At 44.4% G+C, this 18502-nt stretch carries 15 protein-coding genes, 4 tRNA genes and 1 pseudogene; 10 read left to right on the top strand and 10 right to left on the bottom strand.

Annotation, left to right across the window (positions count from 1 at the left end; translation table 11 throughout):
* Positions 1-111 precede the first annotated feature (111 nt).
* The 4 genes from ACX0G9_RS24045 (at position 112) to ACX0G9_RS24030 (ending at position 705) form a co-directional block, all read left to right on the top strand.
* Positions 112-197, top strand: a tRNA-Tyr gene (locus ACX0G9_RS24045).
* A 5-nt stretch (positions 198-202) separates the two neighbouring features.
* Positions 203-289: transfer RNA gene (locus ACX0G9_RS24040), tRNA-Ser, on the top strand.
* Positions 290-294: 5 nt separating this feature from the next.
* Positions 295-369 (top strand) — tRNA-Cys (locus tag ACX0G9_RS24035).
* Positions 370-396: 27 nt separating this feature from the next.
* The gene (locus ACX0G9_RS24030; RefSeq protein WP_459067512.1) at positions 397-705 is read left to right on the top strand and encodes a hypothetical protein; all 309 of its coding nucleotides are present in this window, start codon (positions 397-399) and stop codon (positions 703-705) included.
* A gap of 18 nt (positions 706-723) precedes the next feature.
* On the opposite strand, the gene ACX0G9_RS24025 is transcribed toward ACX0G9_RS24030, so the two are convergent.
* The 5 genes and pseudogenes from ACX0G9_RS24025 to ACX0G9_RS24005 all read right to left on the bottom strand — a co-directional run bounded on the left by ACX0G9_RS24025 (position 724) and on the right by ACX0G9_RS24005 (position 2481).
* Positions 724-957 carry a tyrosine-type recombinase/integrase gene (locus ACX0G9_RS24025; protein WP_459067558.1) on the bottom strand — a complete coding sequence of 78 codons (234 nt, stop codon included), beginning with the start codon at positions 955-957 and terminating at the stop codon, positions 724-726.
* 68 nt (positions 958-1025) lie between these two features.
* On the bottom strand, positions 1026-1334 hold the full coding sequence (locus ACX0G9_RS24020) for a site-specific integrase (protein WP_459067559.1): 309 nt from the start codon (positions 1332-1334) through the stop codon (positions 1026-1028).
* A pseudogene (locus ACX0G9_RS24015) lies at positions 1255-1569 on the bottom strand (phage integrase SAM-like domain-containing protein). Before ACX0G9_RS24015 ends, ACX0G9_RS24020 begins: the two are co-directional and overlap by 80 nt.
* A gap of 16 nt (positions 1570-1585) precedes the next feature.
* Positions 1586-1951, bottom strand: coding sequence for an Arm DNA-binding domain-containing protein (locus tag ACX0G9_RS24010; protein ID WP_459067511.1), 366 nt, complete (start codon positions 1949-1951; stop codon positions 1586-1588).
* 445 nt (positions 1952-2396) lie between these two features.
* Positions 2397-2481: transfer RNA gene (locus tag ACX0G9_RS24005), tRNA-Ser, on the bottom strand.
* 77 nt (positions 2482-2558) lie between these two features.
* Between ACX0G9_RS24005 and ACX0G9_RS24000 the strand changes: the two genes are divergently transcribed.
* The gene (locus ACX0G9_RS24000; RefSeq protein WP_459067510.1) at positions 2559-4469 is read left to right on the top strand and encodes an ABC transporter ATP-binding protein; all 1911 of its coding nucleotides are present in this window, start codon (positions 2559-2561) and stop codon (positions 4467-4469) included.
* 160 nt (positions 4470-4629) lie between these two features.
* On the top strand, positions 4630-5034 hold the full coding sequence (locus ACX0G9_RS23995; RefSeq protein WP_459067557.1) for a DUF3276 family protein: 405 nt from the start codon (positions 4630-4632) through the stop codon (positions 5032-5034).
* Positions 5035-5111: 77 nt separating this feature from the next.
* Here ACX0G9_RS23995 and ACX0G9_RS23990 read toward each other — a convergent pair whose 3' ends face one another.
* Positions 5112-6032, bottom strand: a complete 921-nt coding sequence (locus ACX0G9_RS23990; RefSeq protein ID WP_459067509.1) for a glycosyltransferase family 2 protein — start codon at positions 6030-6032, stop codon at positions 5112-5114.
* 3 nt (positions 6033-6035) lie between these two features.
* Complete coding sequence (locus tag ACX0G9_RS23985; protein WP_459067508.1) at positions 6036-8585, bottom strand: YfhO family protein; 2550 nt, start codon at positions 8583-8585, stop codon at positions 6036-6038.
* A gap of 68 nt (positions 8586-8653) precedes the next feature.
* Here ACX0G9_RS23985 and ACX0G9_RS23980 point away from each other — a divergent pair, with 68 nt between their 5' ends.
* Together ACX0G9_RS23980 and ACX0G9_RS23975 are read left to right on the top strand one after the other, a co-directional pair.
* Positions 8654-8935 (top strand): hypothetical protein, encoded by a 282-nt coding sequence (locus tag ACX0G9_RS23980; RefSeq protein WP_459067507.1) that lies wholly within the window; start codon positions 8654-8656, stop codon positions 8933-8935.
* Positions 8932-9720 (top strand): queuosine precursor transporter, encoded by a 789-nt coding sequence (locus tag ACX0G9_RS23975; RefSeq protein WP_459067506.1) that lies wholly within the window; start codon positions 8932-8934, stop codon positions 9718-9720. Before ACX0G9_RS23980 ends, ACX0G9_RS23975 begins: the two co-directional genes overlap by 4 nt.
* Here the strand turns inward: ACX0G9_RS23975 and ACX0G9_RS23970 are convergent.
* The gene (locus tag ACX0G9_RS23970; RefSeq protein ID WP_459067505.1) at positions 9717-10232 is read right to left on the bottom strand and encodes a GNAT family N-acetyltransferase; all 516 of its coding nucleotides are present in this window, start codon (positions 10230-10232) and stop codon (positions 9717-9719) included. The genes ACX0G9_RS23975 and ACX0G9_RS23970 overlap by 4 nt on opposite strands.
* Positions 10233-10306: 74 nt before the next feature.
* Positions 10307-11836, bottom strand: a complete 1530-nt coding sequence (locus ACX0G9_RS23965) for a hypothetical protein (protein WP_459067504.1) — start codon at positions 11834-11836, stop codon at positions 10307-10309.
* 60 nt (positions 11837-11896) lie between these two features.
* Between ACX0G9_RS23965 and ACX0G9_RS23960 the strand changes: the two genes are divergently transcribed.
* Complete coding sequence (locus tag ACX0G9_RS23960; protein WP_459067503.1) at positions 11897-14773, top strand: TolB-like translocation protein; 2877 nt, start codon at positions 11897-11899, stop codon at positions 14771-14773.
* Positions 14774-14916: 143 nt separating this feature from the next.
* On the top strand, positions 14917-15504 hold the full coding sequence (locus ACX0G9_RS23955; RefSeq protein WP_459067502.1) for a Uma2 family endonuclease: 588 nt from the start codon (positions 14917-14919) through the stop codon (positions 15502-15504).
* Here ACX0G9_RS23955 and ACX0G9_RS23950 read toward each other — a convergent pair.
* Positions 15496-18222, bottom strand: coding sequence for a valine--tRNA ligase (locus ACX0G9_RS23950; protein WP_459067501.1), 2727 nt, complete (start codon positions 18220-18222; stop codon positions 15496-15498). The two genes, ACX0G9_RS23955 and ACX0G9_RS23950, sit on opposite strands and share 9 nt — an antisense overlap.
* Positions 18223-18502 lie beyond the last annotated feature (280 nt).

The raw sequence follows: 18502 nt of genomic DNA, 5'->3' as shown, positions 1-18502 counted from the left end.
GCTTGGTTACTTACCAAGCGGGCTTTTTGTTTTGTGCCTGTCGCAAAGGTCCTCTATGCGCTGCATTAAAGATGCAGGGATGCGGGATCGTTACCCAGGTGGCATACCAATGGGAGATCGGCTACGATGGTGGAGTAGCGCCGGACTGTAAATCCGGTACATAAGAAACACAACAGGTTCGAATCCTGTGTCTCCCACTATCGGAGAGTAGGCAAATGTTGGTTTGTTGCGGCATCCTGCTAAGGTGTTCCGTGTAACAACGGCGATGGTTCGATTCCATTGCTCTCCGCTAATGAGCATGTACCCAATGTTGGTATAGGGAATAGTCTGCAAAACTATAAAACGGCGGTTCGATTCCGCCCATGCTCTCATATTGAACTATTAATAGAATTAAATATGCTGAAGGACTTGAATGAAGATCAGGCAAAACTAGCTGAATTAATGAGCTGGATATCCGAGGAAGGTTATAGCGCAGTATGGATGAATACTCTTGAATTTGATTTGTGGGAAATAATAAATGGAGGTAATAGAAGATACGGTACCTATGACGTTACTCAAAACGACATTGATCAATTAAACTCACTATCCCAAAAATGTGGTTACTGGATAATTTTTGATGATGTCAACGATGAAACGGCAATCGACTTGAAAACTTGGGAAATAATATATGCTGATCAACGCAAAGCAAGTAAAAGGCGATTCTGACAGGTTTTACCCAAAAGGTCATCTAAATTTCTCCATCAAGCCCATCATATCCGCACTGATCTTATAATCCAATATCTTCGCATAGTGCTGCGTAGTCCTCAGATTCTTATGCCCTAACATTTTTGATACTGTTCCCATCGGAACGCCGTTACTCAGAGTAATCGTTGTAGCAAAGGTATGCCGGGCTATATGGTAGGTCAAGTTTTTACGAATTCCGCATAGATCGGCAATTTCTTTCAGATAAGCGTTCATTTTCTGATTGCTAAGTACGGGTAGAACCTTATCCGTTAGCAGACATTGGGGGTGTTCTGCATAAAGGTCTATGATTTCCTGAGCATTGGGTAGGAGAGGAATGCGTGAGAGGGTATTTGTTTTTTGCCGGTTGGAAATATCCATTTCCCACCGTCAATACCGATACTTATCTCCGAACGCTTCAACTTCTGTACATCTGCATAGGCAAGCCCGGTATAACAGCTAAAGAGAAAAATATCCCGTACATGATTCAGCCGATCAATGGGATATTTTTTATTCCCTAAAGCCTGTAATTCTTCATTCGAGAGAGCATGTCGTTCCACTTCCTTTTTTTGCCATACTGAATCCGGAGAAGGGATCACGGGGCAACCAACCATTTTGTAAACACCGTTTGACGATCTTCCGGAAATTAGCCAGGTATTTCATGGTGGTATTATGGTCTCAGTTACGGACGCTTTTGATCCAAAACTCATATTCCGTAATAAATTCGTAGTCCAGTTTCCGAATGTCTATATCTGATACCTTATATTTCCATTCCAGAAAGGAACGGGTATGTTTAAAAGAGGTGATATACCGTTCCAGAGTGCCGGGAGCATATCCTTTCCCTACCAAAGCGGCAATCTGGTCATTATTTATGGTGCCGGAAAATCTCCATCAACATACGTGGCCGGTCGTTCGCATCTCTCTGACCCATCAGCATGTTTCTAATAGTTTCGGCAGTGATCGTCTTATTCTGATCAATCAACCTTATTTTGATTTCGTAAACTTTCTCCTGCAAGGTTTCCAGGTAGGCATTCAGATGTTTGATCGTGTCTTTGTTCCCCGAGGCTCTTTCTGCCTTCTGATTCCACCGGAGGGGATCGCATTTTCTTTTCGTGGATAATTCAACGGCAGCTCCATCGACGGTTATACGCAAATAAATGTGAAACTCTGCTGTGACAATTCCTTTTGGCTTTTTAAGGAAAAAAAGCAAACCAAAACTCTGCTCAATCATGACTCATTGCTTTTAGATGATAAAATTACGATTTACTAACAGTTACGCATAAACTTTAAAATTCATAAAACGTTAATTATTAATGTTTTACAAAGGTTTAAGTGCGTAAAATGAAGTAAAGTGAAATACACCACGAATGACGCGTTTAAATACACCGAAAAAGGAGGTAAAACTGAGTCAGCGTAAAAACCAAAAAGCCAGCAAACGTTTGTCGTTGCAGGCTTTTTATCTTTTAGTTAATCTGACTTAACTGTTAAACGCGGTGAGTGCGGGATTACCTTCGCTTCGCTCCGGTGATCCCGGGGTGGGGGAGGCTAGATCAAAAAGAATGCTTACGGCACTTTCGTGCCTGGCATTTTACATTTGTCCACTTAGGCGAACACGTTCGCCACGTTCCCAAATGCAAAATGCCCACGCTTTCAGCGTGAGCATTCATTTTGATCTGCGGAGAGAGAGGGATTCGAACCCCCGGAAGTGTAACCTTCAACGGTTTTCAAGACCGCCGCATTAGACCGCTCTGCCATCTCTCCGGGCGCAAAATTAGGGTCTCTGGCTAAACAACCAAAACTTTTTCCAATTTGTCCGTAACTTTGTCAAAATTTCGTGGTTGAAGCATCTAAAAGCTGTAAATAAATATTTTTGGAAGTATCGCTTGCGTTTTTTGTTGGGGATCCTTTTTATTATCTTATCCAACTATTTCCGCATTCTCAGTCCACAGGTTACCGGCTATGTCGTCAATTCCGTCGAAAAGGAATTGCGGGACAGCGTTGCGGCCAGGCATATGGCCGCCCATCAGCTACCGGATCGGAATGCAGATGCCAAACAACGGCTGGATGACAAAAAAGATACTGCTAACTATGATATTCTGGTAAAAAAGTTCATTCACACCCTTAATGCCAGCCAGCCCTCCTTTGGCAAAAAAGTAGCGCTTTGTGGCATTACCCTGCTCATTCTTGCCGTGATCGGCGGCTTTTTTATGTTCCTGATGAGACAAACGATCATTGTTATGAGCCGGCATATCGAATATGACCAGAAGAACGAGATCTTTGCCCATTACCAACAGCTCGATATCAACTTTTACAAGACCCATAGTACGGGTGATCTGATGAACCGGGTGTCGGAGGATGTAAGCCGGGTAAGGATGTATACAGGCCCGGCCGTCATGTATCTGGCCAATCTGCTGGTCACCATTGGCTTCAGCCTCTTTTTCATGCTGAAAAAGGATCCGCTGCTCAGCTTGTATGTTCTGACCCCGCTCCCCATTCTGGCTTTCACTATATATTATGTCAATACCATCATTCATAAGAAAAGTGAACATATCCAGGCCCTGTTGAGTAACCTGACCACAAACGCCCAGGAATCCTATAGCGGTATCCGGGTTATTAAATCCTTTGTTCAGGAAAAGGCCATGCTCCGTTTCTTTGAACGGAATAGTGAAGATTACCGTAAAAACGCGGTCGGCCTTGCCAAAGTGGAATCGATCTATTTTCCATCCATGGGTCTTATGATAGGTCTGAGTACCCTGCTGACTATTATGATAGGAGGGATATATGTCATTTATGGTAAACACAGCACCGATATCGGTACGATCACCGAATTCGTTATTTATATAACTATGCTCACTTTCCCGGTGAGCGCTATCGGATGGGTCGCCAGTATGATTCAACGGGCCGCCGCCTCTCAGAAAAGGCTCAATGAGTTCCTGGATACTGATTCCCGGATAAAGAATCCGCCGGAGGCAATTGTAAAGAAGCTACAGGGAAACATATCTTTTGAACAGGTGGATTTTGTCTATCCCAATACAGGTATCCAGGCATTGAAACAGTTCAGCCTGGAGATAAAAAAAGGGGAAAAGGTGGTAATCATCGGTCGGACAGGAAGCGGTAAAACTACTGTAGCCCAGCTTTTGCTGCGCATGTATGACCCCGGAAATGGCAAGGTACTGGTGGATGGAACCGACATCCGGGCTCTTAACCTGCAGGATCTTCGGCGCCAGATCAGCTATGTTCCCCAGGACATTTTTCTTTTTAGTGACACCGTTTCGGGGAATATCCAGTTCGGGCTGAATAATAAAGACGAAGAAAAGGTCCGTTTAGCTGCCCGATACGCCAGCGTTGAAAAAGAAATTGAAGGTTTTTCTGCCCGTTATGAGACCATGATCGGCGAAAGAGGGGTGAATCTGAGCGGAGGGCAAAAGCAAAGGATTTCAATTGCCAGAGGCCTGATCAAAGATCCGGAGATCGTAGTGTTTGATGACTGTCTGAGTGCTGTAGACGCTAAGACTGAGAAAGAAATACTTGGTAATTTATATCAATATCTGCAACATAAAACCGCTATTATTATTACACACAGGATATTCTCCCTTTTTGATTTTGACAGGATCGTAGTCCTGGAAGAGGGTAAGATCGTAGAAACCGGAACGCATCAGGAACTACTCGCCCTTAATGGATATTACACCTACCTGTATGAACAACAGCAGGAAGAAAAGGACGCCAACCCGGGCGAGTCGCAAACTTGAGTTATACATCCCCTTGCCAATTAAGTTCTAATTAGGTGGTATAAATCTTTTCGCAAATTTTGTCAATTCGAAAACAATACTATATTTGTGCCTACTTTAGATAGTAATTGTTCAACTGTAAAAAAATATAATTGTGGCGTACGAAAACAACGAAAAAAGGATGGAAAGCGTTTACAGTAAGCGCATCAGAGCTGGAAAACGTAGGACGTATTTCTTTGATGTGAGAGCAACGCGTAGTAATGATTATTATCTTACTATCACTGAAAGCCGGAAAAAATTCAATGAAGATGGCTACGACAGGCACAAGATCTTCTTGTACAAGGAAGATTTTAATAAGTTCCTGAAGGCTTTGACTGAAGCCGTTGATTACGTCAAAACTGAATTGATGCCGGATTTTGATTTCGACGCATACAATCACGACACCCTCCCGGAAACCGAAGGTGGCTTACAAGAAGCCAGTTCCATCGTTGCCGATGAAAGTATCGAAGAGGTCAGTCATATTCCAACACCGACGGCTACCCCTACTGCGCCTGCTACAACCGGAGAAGAAGTAGATAAATGGTAAATTAACCGATACATAATTAAAAATGCCTCTGATCAAACAGGGGCATTTTTAATTATACCAATAAGTCAGCCACTATATTAATACGTCAGCCGCGCCTTTACCTGTTTAAGGTAAATAAGGCATTTTGGATTTACAGGTCTCCTTTTTTCTGCCCGCGGAATTAGTCTGATTTCGTTCCAGCCTTTCAGGAATCCAGGAAAATCCCATCCTGTTTTTTTTAAATATTCCAGACTCCACATAAGGCACGTGGTATAAAAGTACTTTTTGGGCAGGTATTTCCAAGCCACCTTGCTCTTGTTCACCCACATTCCTCTCAGCTTGTTACGGGGTGTCAGCCTGCCTTCAGGGGATTCTTTATGAAGGATTACGGCCCTGTCATCGTACCGGATCCTGAAACCTGCATCCAAAGCGCGGTAACTCAGATCATATTCCTCCATACCATAGAAAAAGTTCTCCGGATAATACCCAACCGTTGAAAATACTTCCCGGCGAATAGCATGGGCGCATCCTGCAAAATAAGCCGTATCGAAATGGTGCCAATCCTTTCTTTCACTAAATCTTTTATGCGGGAATGCAGTCTGCTGAAGGGTCCTGGTATCATAATAATATACCTTGAATGCGGCAATGCCTGTATTTAATCCATTTTCGTCTTGTTCGCGGAAAACAGCCAATATTTGGGCTAAAACGTCCGTGTCCCGAAAAACAGTATCATCATCTAAAAAGATCAGGATAGGGGCCTTACTCTGCTGAATAGCATAATTCCTGCCTCGCGAAACACCCAGGTTTTCGTCTGTAGTAAAATACCGGAAAGGAATCTCAGGATGTTTGCCGATGAAATCTTCTAACGCGGGATAACCGACGGAGGAGCGGTTATTCACGATGATTACTTCTTCCACCTGTTCTTCCAACCCCTGTAATCTGCTTATGTTTTCGGCCAGCATGAACATATCGTCAGGCCGGTTATAGGTGATGATCACAAAGCTAAGAGGCTTTGACATTCGTTATTTTTCTTTAGAAGGATTCCCCTTTTGCCTGGCCGTATTCCAACGTCTCCATTCGATTACGATAGCGCCGATCAGTAACAAATAAGTAAACAAACTGGACCAAATGGACAAGGTGTTCCCCAAATAGTAAGCATGCGGCTCGAACCGGAATTCGATGGAATGCTCTCCGGCTGGAACAGGCACCCCTCTCAGGATATAGTTAACCCTCAAATAGTCTGTTTTTTTCCCATCCAGATAAGCCTCCCAGCCTTTGTCATAATAAACCTCGCTGAAAACTGCGAACTGGTTGGTCCTGGCAGAAAACTTATACGTTAATTTATCATTCAGGTTCTCCGTCAACCGAATCGATGCCGCTGAATCAGGTTCCGGTTGAAATTTGATAAGGCTGGCGAATTTTTGCTGAATTATTGCCGTGTCTCTCACATTCACGCTGTCAAGCGCTTTCATTTCTTCATTTCCGTCCTTTACAAAATGGATGCCTTTCACCAGCCAGCAGGGCCCAAAAGCGGCAGGATTAATCCTTGCCTGAGGCTGCCTGGTAGCAGGATCAGATTGTATGAAATATTTGGTGTTCAGCATATTGTACACCTGCATATTTCCTTTGGATAATTGCCCATCTATAATATCTTGGTACAAGCCCAATTTGGCAGGAGAATAGCCACCGATTGAATTATGATGATAGGAGGTCCGGGCATCTTCAAACGGACTTTGTGAAGACTGATCGAATACTCTGAAGTTTTGATCAGGATCTGCCTTGATCTGAAGATCTGCGGCGGTAGGTGTAAAGGAAGATTCGAAATCAGCCTGCTCGATAAAACTTTCCTGATTCAGATAACGGGTTCCGATAGCCAGCAGGTCATAGGTGCTCAGTACGGTCAATCCAGCTATCAGAACGAATGATTTAAGTTTTCCTTTTATATAAAGCCCCAGCAGAGCGGCAGCGGCAGCCATCAATAAAATGGTTCTGATCAGATCTGCACCATAAAGAGATTGCCGGTCGGACTGGAGGTCTTTCATTAAGGCATTGGCCGTTTCATTCGCCTGTGCCTGTATTTCCTGGCCAGGTTGTTTGCCTTGTGATAACATTTGCATTTTGCCCTGCAGGAACCTTTCCTTCAATCCGGCATCCCCGACTCCTTTATAATCGTTCATAAAATAGAAACCGGTCAGGACGATCAATAATCCTCCGACGATAAACGCCGCGGTTTTGAATTTTTTCCAGATCAGTTCATTCGATTCTCCTCCGTAAAGCAGCTCATTTAGCCCCAGGGCGCCCAATAAGGGAAAAGCAAATTGAGGCATTACCAGAGATGTAGAAGGGGCTCTGAACTTATTATAAAAAGGTAAGTGGTCGAACAGGAAATAATTAAGGGCAGGAAAATTCTTACCCCAGGAAAGGGCGATTCCCACCACAGCTACACTTACCAGCCACCATTTCTGCCATCCTTTCAGAAAAACCAGCGCAAAGAGAAAAAGAAGGCAAATAATGCCTCCAAGATAGACGGGGCCTTGGGTAAAAGGCTGAGCCCCCCAATAAGCAGAGCCGTTGGCATATTGCAAAGCGTTCTCCTGCGGCATGGAAAATTCCTGGCTGAGTTTTTCGGCAAATTTAGAATTGTCACCAATCTCCTTTCCTCCATTGCTGCCTCCATAAATACCAGGGACGGCTAGGGTAAAGGTTTCCCCTAGCCCATAACTCCACTGAAAAGCATAATCCTTGTTTAATCCGTCCTTGCCTTCGATCTTGCTGTTGGTATTGGTCAGTTCTGTTCTACCCCCACGCATGGTCTCTTTGGTATATTCCTTAATGGCAAGAGTGCTGGTCATACTTGTCGCAAAAGCGATGACCCCGGCGAAGATAGAAATGACAAGCCCTATTGCTGCATCTTTGATCTGTTTCTGCCGGAAGGAATGAATTAAATAAAAGACCGTTAACAGCCCCATTGTGATAAGGGTATAATAGACGATCTGCAAGTGCTGCGATCCGATCTGCAATCCCAGGAATATGGTCAGCAAGGGCATTCCCCAGATATATTTACGCTGAAAGATCAGCAAAAGGGATGCTATTACTGCAGGTGCATAAGCGATGGCTATCATTTTGGTGACATGCCCGGTTACAATGATGACCGGGTCATAGGTGGAATAAGCATAGGCAAGGGCTCCCAGGATACCTATCCATGGGTTGATCCGAATAACTTGGGTAAGTATATAAAAACAAATGCAGGCCAAAAAGAAAAAGTTGATAGGCTGGGGTAATCCAGGGTTTAATAAATAGCCTACATATCCAATACTTACATTAGAGGTAGGATCAATGGCAATCGTATAGGCTGGCATACCCCCAAACGCACTTTCCGTCCACAATGGAAAATGCCCGTGCTTTTCCTTATATTCAAAAGATTTCTGGGCCATTCCCTTCCAGTTTACCATATCGGACTGGGATACTACCTTTCCTTCCAGGGCAGGTTTGCAATAAACAACGGCAACAACCAGGAACACCAGAATGGCGATAACATGCGGAAGCGCTTTTTTCAACAAGGGAGAATTCATAATTGAGATCTGATTATTCCCGGCAAAATAATGGAATTTTGCTTAGAATTACGGATTTTTGGTTAAATATGCAGTTATTGCGCCTTCTTTCCCGTGTAGCATTTATTTGCAATGTTTGTTTTCTCCTTGCACTCGTTATCATGGATCTTCCTCATCCGCTGGAAGGGGCATTGGTATCCCTGATCATTATCCTTGGATATGTTCTGGCAATGATCGTAAATGCAGTTGTTTGCAGCTGGGTGGCCATCCGGTTAATAACCCGTAAGCCAATAAAGGAACAATTGCCGCTATGGCTCCCGATTGCTAACTTCACCTTCCTGATTGCGCAAATAATACTTATTTTCAAATGATCCTGAACATAATTAAAGACAAACCGACCAAACTTTTTCTGGGTTTTACTGCTTTTTTTTGCTGCAATGCCCTGATCGCGGAAGCGATCGGAACAAAGTTGTTTTCCCTGGAAAAGGTCCTGGGAGTAAAGCCTGCCAATTTCACGTTATTCGGGCAAAGCGGATTATCCTTTGTCCTTACCTGTGGGGTCCTCCTCTGGCCATTCGAGTTCGTAATAACGGATATTGTGAATGAGTTTTTCGGACCAAAGGCCGTACGAAGGATCTCCATCACGGCTGTAATATTGATCTCTTATGCTTTCGTCATGTATTATCTGGCCATCGGTATCCCTCCTGCGGACGTTTGGCTGGCCAGCAGCAGCAAGCAGGGAGTGCCGAATATCCAGGATTCTTTCAACGCGGTCTTCGGACAGAACATGCGTATCATTATCGGTAGCCTGGTTGCTTTTTTAGTGAGCCAGGTAGTAGATGTGACGGTATTTCACCAGATCAAAAAGAGGACCGGGGACAAACATCTCTGGCTTAGAGCAACCGGTTCTACACTGGTCTCTCAATTAATTGACAGTTATATCGTTTTATTCATTGCTTTTAGTTCAATATTTAGCTGGCAGGTGATCCTTGCTATCGGTATGATGAATTATATTTACAAATTCACAGTAGCCATCCTTCTTACTCCGCTGATCTATTTTGTTGAAAAAAGAATTGAGAAATATGTTGGAACCGAGACGGCCCATAAAATGAAAAGGGAAGCCATGGGTCTGGAAGGAGTGCAACAGGGTTTTTAGTTATCTCTGACGGGTAACTCCATTACATAATCATTCATGAAATAATTATTGCCAATATCGATATCTTCTTCTCCAATTACTGAAAATCCCATTTTCTCATAGAATAGCCTGGCCTTATTATGGCGGTTTACATTAAGGCGAAGGCTTTTAGCTCCCTCCTCCAGGATATTTTCGAGGATGAACTGTATCATTGCTTTCCCCATTCCTTTTCCCTGGTTCACCGGCAAAACATAGAGTTTATGAAGTTTGTAAATGCCGGTTCCTTGTTCCAGAGGCGCCCAGGAGGCAAAACCGATTGGTTCCTCATCCTGCTCTACCATCAGGAATTGATGCCTGTCCTCCAGCATCTGTTGTCTAAGGGAAGCCGGACTGTAGAACTGGTTGATCATATAATCAAATTGTTCCGGGGATATAATGTCCCCATATGCTTTCGGCCAGATCTGCTGGGCAAGGAATCCGATCGTGTTAATATCTTCCAGCTCAGCCATTCGAATGGATAATATTGGGTCCATACTATAAAATTAGGAAATTGTTTGTAATCAGAATAAATCCGGCAGAGTTTTACCGGGATTAAGTTGAAATCCATTTACCGAAGAGGATTGACAGCCGAAGAATCCGTTTTAAAAAAATAGACTGCTCCATCGCCGAATACTTCCTGGCTGACCAGTTTTTTATGATGACTGATAAAGTCAATGCTTAACAGATCCGAATTTATGCTGTCATTAAACCAGACCACATAAAAATGGTCTTCGGCCAGAAATTCCTGCACATCCTTTGGAAAGTCTTTATGTGGAAGCATATCCGAACGGACTCCGGTCAGGAACCAGATTCCTTCATTGGCATTTGTATAAAGGGTGGATTTGAAATGCATTTTCTCCGTGTTATTTCGCACATAATCCATCGTCTCTGAATGGACCCATCCATCTTCGGTATATCCGGGGATACCTGCGTCCTTTACTCCATCCCAGGTCTCATAATCATCCGACAACTGTCCTGCCATGAAAATTGCCCCTCCCATCAGGGCTGCCACCAGCAGCAAACCCCGGCGTAATCCTCTCCAACTGTCCGTTGCAGCCGGTAACCAGCTTGTACTACCCCAAAGCCAGGGAATAAATAGCGGGCACAATAAGCGACTATCCAAGGCCTGAAATCTGGATAAAGTGGCCGAAGCAAGGATGAAAACCGAGTACACCACAAAAAAAGTTATGGCCTGGTGCTCATAGGTTAAGACAGGCGTTTTGCGGATCAGGGGAGCCAGGAAAAGAAAGATAAAAATAAGGATCCAGCATCCACCGATCAGGACATTCAGCCAATAATAATTACCTGAAAAAGGTGACCAATCCCAAAACACACTCCCGAAATCATGAAGATTCCTGCCGAACGGAGTAATCCCTTTTTCCCTGTATCCGGTAAGTGTACCCGTTGCCAGCCTGTTGCGGAATATATTTATCGCCAAAAACGAGGTCGAAAGAAATCCGAATAAGAACAGATGCAGGATTTTTTTACGGCATACCTGATTTCTGTCGCAAAGGATGAGGAGCCCCCCGGTTCCGATGAGGGTAATGCCTGCATATCGGGTAATACAGGCGAGCCCTGCAACGACAGCCATCAGGACAAGGGCTCCTGTAGAAGGAGACAGATGATATCGGCGAAAACTGATCAGGAATAAAAGGATGAGGATCAGGAAAAGGGTTTCAGACCATAAATAAGAGTAAACTTCTAACAGACAGGGGCTAAAGACAATGAAGCTTAACAGGGTCCATTTATACCATTTCCTTCGAACGGAGAACCGGTCCATGATCCATCCGCACAAATAGATCAGGATCCCAAACAATAGGCCATTCAATACCGGTCCGAAGTGTATACAATCCACTCCGGTAAGGAGTAGTATACAGCTTAGAAAAATAGGGTAAAAGGCAGGGAAATCCATCAGCGGAACCTTCGTGAAATCAGCTATTGCGCCATGATCGTGGATATTAGCGGCTGTACTCAGGTAAACAACCGAGTCCGGCGTTATACCAATCCCTCCATGTCGCGTAAACGCATGAATGATTAAAAAACCAATTATCGCGGCTATCAGCCCATCATAATTCCTGAACGGTGAATCGTACTTCATGGATGGCCGTAAAAATAATGAGAAAGGATCTATCAAATGGCAAATTTCGTATGCAAAACAATGAATATTCTGTTGTTTAAACTAATTTCAGGTAATCATAAAGTCTTTTCCATGATCTTTAACCGGTTGACTGTTTGTTTGCTTTTCCTGCTTTATAGCCTGGGTTCGTCTGCCCAGCAATTTGGCGGTAACCCTCCCTCCCTGAAATGGAAACAGATCAATACCGATACGGCCCGGATCATTTTCCCGGCCGGGTTGGATTCACAGGCACAGCAGGTTGCGGCTATTGTCCACCGTCTAAGCAGAACCACCCTGCCTACAATCGGTGGAAAACAGCAAAAGATAGATATCGTCTTACAAAATCAAACCATAATTCCCAATGGATATGTAGGCCTGGCCCCTTTCCGGAGTGAATTTCAGCTTACTCCCGAACAGAATAGCCTCGAACTCGGCAGCCTTCCCTGGCAAAAGCTGTTGGCTATCCACGAGTACCGGCATGTCCAGCAATATAATAACTACCGGGTCGGATTATCCAGCGCTTTTTATTATTTATTCGGAGAAGGAGGGCAGGCCCTCGCCAATAGTCTGGCTATCCCCAACTGGTTCTGGGAAGGGGATGCCGTTTACCAGGAAACTCTGGTAAGCGACCAGGGTCGGGGAAGACAACCCTACTTTTTCAACAGTTACCGGTCTTTATGGGCAGGCGATAAGGATTATTCGTGGATGAAATTGCGTAATGGATCCCTCCGCGATTATGTTCCCGATCATTATCCGATGGGATACATGCTGGTAGCATATGGCCGCCAGCGATACGGTGATCTTTTTTGGGAAAAAGTGACCCTTGATGCAGCTGCTTTTAAAGGTTTGTTCTACCCGCTGCAGAAGGCTATCGAAAAACACGCTGGTATATCCTTTCTTCAATTCCGACAGGACGCATTGAATTACTTCCGCAAACCCCTGGAAAATGAGCATGCCCTGACTGATGATTATGCCAGGAAGAACAAACACTTCCTGGCTAATGAAGAATTCCCTCAATTACTGGGTAAAGACAGCATATTGTATATGCGAAGCAGCTATAAAAAGATCCCTTCTTTTGTGATCCGTGATCTGAAGAGCGGAAAAGAAAAAAAATTGGGAACCAGGGCTATTTCGCTGGATAATTATTTTTCCTGCCGGAACGGAAGGGTTGTGTATGCGGCCTATGAATCCGATCCCCGCTGGGGATGGAGGGATTACAGTGTGATCAGGGTTCTCGATGTTCAAACCGGGAAGGATGCCGCCATCACCAGCCGGTCCCGGTATTTTGCCCCGGATATCTCGGCAGATGGCAGCCAGATTATCACGGTCCAGGAAGGGGCTAACGGAACCTGTGCCTTGCATGTATTGAATGGTCAGACCGGCAGCCTGGAAAAAGATATCCCGAATAAGGACTCCCTTTTTTACACGTATCCAAAGTTTTATACAAAAGAAAAAATAGTTACGGCCGTTCGGAATACGAAAGGGGAAATGGCCCTTGCAACAGTAAATCTGAAAGAAGGCATTACCAGTTATCTTAGCCCTTTTAGTTTCCAGACTATTGCCTATCCATCCATAAGCGGGGATACTATCTGGTTTACCGCCTCCCATAACGGCCGGGACAGGATATATGCGTTTGCGGGAGAGCATCTTTTTTTAGTCCGGTTATCTGGTGATGATCTTTCCACGGGTCAATATGCCTTCCAGGCAGACAATGGAAGATATGCCTGGAGCAATTTTTCAGCTGTAGGTTATCGAATGATAACTATCAATCCCGAACATCTCCGTCTTGAGCCAATAAGTGCAAAGGATTGGATGGAATCCCTTCCGGATCAGGGAATCGACTCACTGAACAGCGGGCCTGTTCATCTGCTTGACAAAATCGGCACTGAGGCTTACCCGGTTAAACCATACCCGGCTTCTTACCGGCTGTTGAATTTCCACAGCTGGAGGCCCTTTATCAATGATCCCGATTACACTTTTTCCCTGGTGAGTGAAAACATTCTGAATACCCTTCAAAGCGAGGTTTTTGTGAATTACAACCGTAATGAACAATACAAACAAATTGGGGTGGATGCCACCTATGGTAAACTCTTTCCCTGGATCGATATTGGGGGAGACTATATCTTTGATAGGAATACGCTTTTCAGGAACGGGAAAATTTACTGGAACCAGGCCGATGCTTACGGTGGCCTGAGTATTCCATTAAGTTTTACCCGCAATAAATCTACTACCAATCTGCAATTGGGTTCGGACCTGGTATTCCAAAAGGATTATTTTACCGGGTTCTATAAAGATTCCCTGAATGACAGGCAATTTACTTATCTGAGGAATTATCTTAGTTTCTCCAACCAGATCCAGCAATCGAAACAGCAAATCTATCCGAGGCTGGCACAGACACTTTTTGTGGGGTACAACCATTCAGTAGGATCGTTAAATGCCTACCAGTTCCTGGCCAGCGGTAATTTATATCTGCCGGGAGCGGCTTTTACCCATAATATCGTTCTGGGCGCCGCCTTCCAGGAGCATGATAAAGGAAATAACGGCGGTTTTTCCAATAGTTTTCCCTTCTCAAGAGGATATTCCGCTGAAAATTTTTATCAGATGTACCGGTTGACCGGTAACTACCATATCCCGTTGGTTTATCCGGATTGGGGAATTGGCAATATCGTATACTTCCTCCGGATCAGGGCCAACCTGTATTATGATTACACCAAAGTATGGGGATTTACCAGGACCGGAGGCACAGCGAATGCCTACTTCCGGTCATACGGATCCGAAGTTTATTTTGATACGAAATGGTGGAATCAGTTATCAGTCGGATTCGGGATCCGCTATAGCAGGTTGGTAGACCCGGATTACGAAGGAAGGGGGCCCAACCAATGGGAACTGATCCTGCCGATCAATTTGCTGGGTAAATAATTCCGAGGAACAGTAAAATATTTAGATTGTTGGTGCTTGTAAATGGGTTGGATTTGCGAAAGATTTTAGTATATTTGCAGTGAGGTTATGCCGTCAGACAACCTAAAAAGAAGGTAATAGGACAATCTATTAAACACACCGTTATGCAATTAGCTGACCTGGATTTTTCAAAGGATTATACCTATGCTGATTATCTGAAATGGACATTTGAAGAGCGCCTGGAACTGATTAAGGGAAAGCTATTTAAAATGAGCCCGGCACCCAATCGGATGCATCAGAAGTTATCTCGTGATATAGCGGGTGAATTATTTGTTTATCTGAAAGGCAAATCATGCGAAGCATATACGGCTCCCTTCGATGTGCGGCTGCCACGAAAATCCAAAAACGACCAGGATATTATAAATGTAGTTCAACCGGATATTTGCGTGATTTGTGATCCTTCCAAATTGGATGACAGAGGCTGCCTGGGTGCGCCTGATATCGTTGTTGAAATTCTTTCACCTGGAAATAATAAAAAAGAACTGCAAAATAAATACGATGTGTACGAGGAAGCGGGGATAAAAGAATATTGGATGGTGGTGCCCCAGGAAAAAGCTTTCTGGCAGTATATTTTAAATAATGATGGTCATTATATAGCATCACGGCCCAAGACCTTGGGGGATGCTGTAACCACCCCAATTTTGCCGGGATTCTCTTTGAACCTGGAAGAATTATTCGGGCAATTACCCTAACTCCTCCAAACTTTCCTCCAACACTTTAATCTTTAGTTCCGCATCCTCTTTCTTTTTCTGTTCAAATTGAACGACTTCTGGTTTGGCATTTTTTACAAAACGTTCGTTGGTTAATTTTTTATTGACTGCCTCCAGGAAACCTTTCAGATAGATCAATTCCTTTTGCAATTCTTCCTTCTGATTACCCGTGTCAACGACCTGTTCGGTAACGATATAAAATTTGTCTTTACCGCTAACAATCGCCAGGGCCCCTGGAATAGGTTCTTTTGTAAAAGCAATGTCCGGTGCGTTTACCTGACGGGCCAGGATGGGTGTGATCAACTGATAGACAGGTTCAATAGCGGATTGGATATAGAGACGTACCGGTTCCTTTGGTTTGATCTGGGCTTTATTCCGGGCATCCCGTAAAGCGGAGATCGATTCCTTCAGCAAAACACCCTGACTAAGGAATTCCGGATTAATCTTTCCTACGGAACCAAATTGTTTTATACAAAGATCATCACCGACAGTTTTTTCCGACAATATATGATAGATCTCTTCGGTTATAAAAGGCATGAATGGATGCAGGAGTTGTAACAATTGCTCAAAGAAACCAAGGGTCCGGTGATAAACCGCAGGTTCAAGCGATTGTTCAAAACCCGGTTTGATCCATTCCAGATACCAGCTGCAGAAATCATCCCAGATGAGCGAGTAAAGGGTCTTCAACGCTTCGCTAAGACGGAATTCTGAAAAGAGTTTTTCGATCTCTTTGCGAACTTCCTGCAGTCTGCTATCGAACCAGGTGACGGCAAAATCTTCATCAGATCCTTGCCCATCTGAAGTTGCTTTCTTATCCTTGCCATTTTGCTGTAGTCTTTCTTCCCATCCCCTGATCAATTTCAAGGCATTCCAAAGTTTGTTATTGAAATTACGCCCTTGTTCCAGCGCTCCTTCATCAAACAACAGATCATTTCCAGCGGGTGAGGAGATCATAATGCCAAAACGGACGGCATCAGCCCCGTATTTATCGATAAGATCCAGGAGATCAGGCGAGTTGCCAAGGCTCTTACTCATTTTCCGACCCTGCTTGTCCCGGACCATCCCGGTAAAATAAACATCCTTAAAAGGAATTCTTTTTTCGACAGGCAGGTCTTCTCCGTAAAAATACATACCGGCCATGATCATACGGGCAACCCAAAAGAAAATGATATCCTGACCCGTGACCAGAACGGAAGTAGGGTAGTAGTATTTAATTTCCGGATTACCGGGATGGGTGATTCCTTTAAATACCTCGATTGGCCAAAGCCAGGAGGAGAACCAGGTATCCAGTACATCTTCATCCTGTTTAAGATCATTAAGGCCAAAAGGAATAGTGGAACCGGCAGGAAGACCGGTCTTGAATTTTTCAAATGCACCTTCTTTGGTAGCCGCTACCCGGAAGGAGCCATCCGGAGCATACCAGGCGGGAATTTGCTGTCCCCACCAAAGCTGTCTTGAAATACACCAATCCTTAACATTTTCCAGCCAATATTTATAGGTAGCTAAAAATTTATCGCCCGGATGGATATTGATATGACCTTCGGTCACTGCCTTTAATGCCGGCTCTGCCAACTCTTTCATTTTTACAAACCACTGGGTAGATATCCTGGGTTCGACCACGCAGTTGGTTCGCTGGGAAAACCCAATTCGGGTTTGATGTTCTTCCTCTTTAACGAGGAGTCCTTCCTCTTTTAATTGTACAACGACCATTTTTCTGGCCTTGAACCGGTCCATGCCTACGAATACTTCAGCTGCTGCGCTTAATGTCCCATCTTCATTTAAAGTATCGATAATGGGAAGCCCGTGTTTCAGACCTAAATTATAATCATTGATATCATGGGCTGGGGTCACCTTCAGGGCTCCGGTTCCAAATTCCGGATCGACATACTCATCGAATATGACCGGTATTTTCCGGTTCACCAGTGGCACAAGGACAAATTTACCGGCAAGTCCCTTATAACGTTCGTCGGAAGGGTTTACGCAAATGGCGGTATCGCCCATGATGGTTTCAGGACGTTGGGTGGCAATGACAAGGCCCCCATCACCACCTAAAGGGGGATTAAGGAAGTCGCTTCCGTCTTCGTTTACAACTTTATATTTTACATAATAAAGTTTGCCCTGCTCTTCTTTATATTCTACTTCTTCATCACTTAAGGCTGTTTTGGCCTGTGGATCCCAGTTGATCATACGCGCACCTCTGTAGATCAGCCCCTTTTGGTAAAGGTCTTCGAACGTGCGTATAACGGCTGCATAATAGTCCGTATCCATGGTAAAGGATACACGGTCCCAATCAACGCTGCAGCCTAATTTTTTTATCTGGTGATAAATTATACCGCCATATTTATCTTTCCATTCATAGGCATATTCCATAAAGGCCGGCCTGGAAAGCTGATTTTTATCAATTCCCCTTTCTTTGAGCATGCCCACCACCTTAGCCTCAGTGGCAATGGAGGCATGATCACTACCCGGTACCCAACAGGCATTGAATCCGCTCATACGCGCCTTCCTCACCAGGATATCCTGAACTGTCTCGTTAAGTGTATGGCCCATATGCAAAACACCCGTTACATTAGGAGGGGGGATAACTACTGTAAAAGAAGGGCGTTCGTCCGGCCGGCTATTGAAATAACGTTGTTTCATCCAATGCTCATACCATTTCTCTTCTGTGGCGCCGGGAATATAATTCTTGCTCAATTCCATATCAGACTCGTTAAACGTGTGTTTTTTAATGGGACGGCAAAGGTACGAATTTGCCTGGGAAGGAGAGCATTTAAGCGGGGTGCTAACTGGCAAAAAAATTCCCCTGAAAGGGGCAGGGTGAACCCCTGGTTCACCAGCCGTAAGGCAAATAATAAGTGGTTTTTTTGGCAGGCGGGGTTATTTTTCAGGGAACCCCGACTGGCAAAAAAATTCCCCTGAAAGGGGCAGGGTGAACCCCTGGTTCACCAGCCGTAAGGCAAATAATAAGTGGTTTTTTTGG

The organism is Flavitalea flava, from assembly GCF_054461575.1.
Note: the sequence above shows the minus strand (reverse complement) of the source record. Positions and strands in the feature narration are given on the sequence as shown.

What these genes read in the sequence shown, in the direction of transcription:
- ACX0G9_RS24030 (WP_459067512.1), top strand. Translation starts at nt 397, where the DNA reads ATGCTGAAGGACTTGAATGAAGATCAGGCAAAACTAGCTGAATTAATG.
- ACX0G9_RS24025 (WP_459067558.1), bottom strand. Translation starts at nt 957, where the DNA reads ATGAACGCTTATCTGAAAGAAATTGCCGATCTATGCGGAATTCGTAAA.
- ACX0G9_RS24020 (WP_459067559.1), bottom strand. Translation starts at nt 1,334, where the DNA reads ATGGTTGGTTGCCCCGTGATCCCTTCTCCGGATTCAGTATGGCAAAAA.
- ACX0G9_RS24010 (WP_459067511.1), bottom strand. Translation starts at nt 1,951, where the DNA reads ATGATTGAGCAGAGTTTTGGTTTGCTTTTTTTCCTTAAAAAGCCAAAA.
- ACX0G9_RS23995 (WP_459067557.1), top strand. Translation starts at nt 4,630, where the DNA reads ATGGAAAGCGTTTACAGTAAGCGCATCAGAGCTGGAAAACGTAGGACG.
- ACX0G9_RS23990 (WP_459067509.1), bottom strand. Translation starts at nt 6,032, where the DNA reads ATGTCAAAGCCTCTTAGCTTTGTGATCATCACCTATAACCGGCCTGAC.
- ACX0G9_RS23985 (WP_459067508.1), bottom strand. Translation starts at nt 8,585, where the DNA reads ATGAATTCTCCCTTGTTGAAAAAAGCGCTTCCGCATGTTATCGCCATT.
- ACX0G9_RS23980 (WP_459067507.1), top strand. Translation starts at nt 8,654, where the DNA reads ATGCAGTTATTGCGCCTTCTTTCCCGTGTAGCATTTATTTGCAATGTT.
- ACX0G9_RS23975 (WP_459067506.1), top strand. Translation starts at nt 8,932, where the DNA reads ATGATCCTGAACATAATTAAAGACAAACCGACCAAACTTTTTCTGGGT.
- ACX0G9_RS23970 (WP_459067505.1), bottom strand. Translation starts at nt 10,232, where the DNA reads ATGGACCCAATATTATCCATTCGAATGGCTGAGCTGGAAGATATTAAC.
- ACX0G9_RS23965 (WP_459067504.1), bottom strand. Translation starts at nt 11,836, where the DNA reads ATGAAGTACGATTCACCGTTCAGGAATTATGATGGGCTGATAGCCGCG.
- ACX0G9_RS23960 (WP_459067503.1), top strand. Translation starts at nt 11,897, where the DNA reads ATGAATATTCTGTTGTTTAAACTAATTTCAGGTAATCATAAAGTCTTT.
- ACX0G9_RS23955 (WP_459067502.1), top strand. Translation starts at nt 14,917, where the DNA reads ATGCAATTAGCTGACCTGGATTTTTCAAAGGATTATACCTATGCTGAT.
- ACX0G9_RS23950 (WP_459067501.1), bottom strand. Translation starts at nt 18,222, where the DNA reads ATGGAATTGAGCAAGAATTATATTCCCGGCGCCACAGAAGAGAAATGG.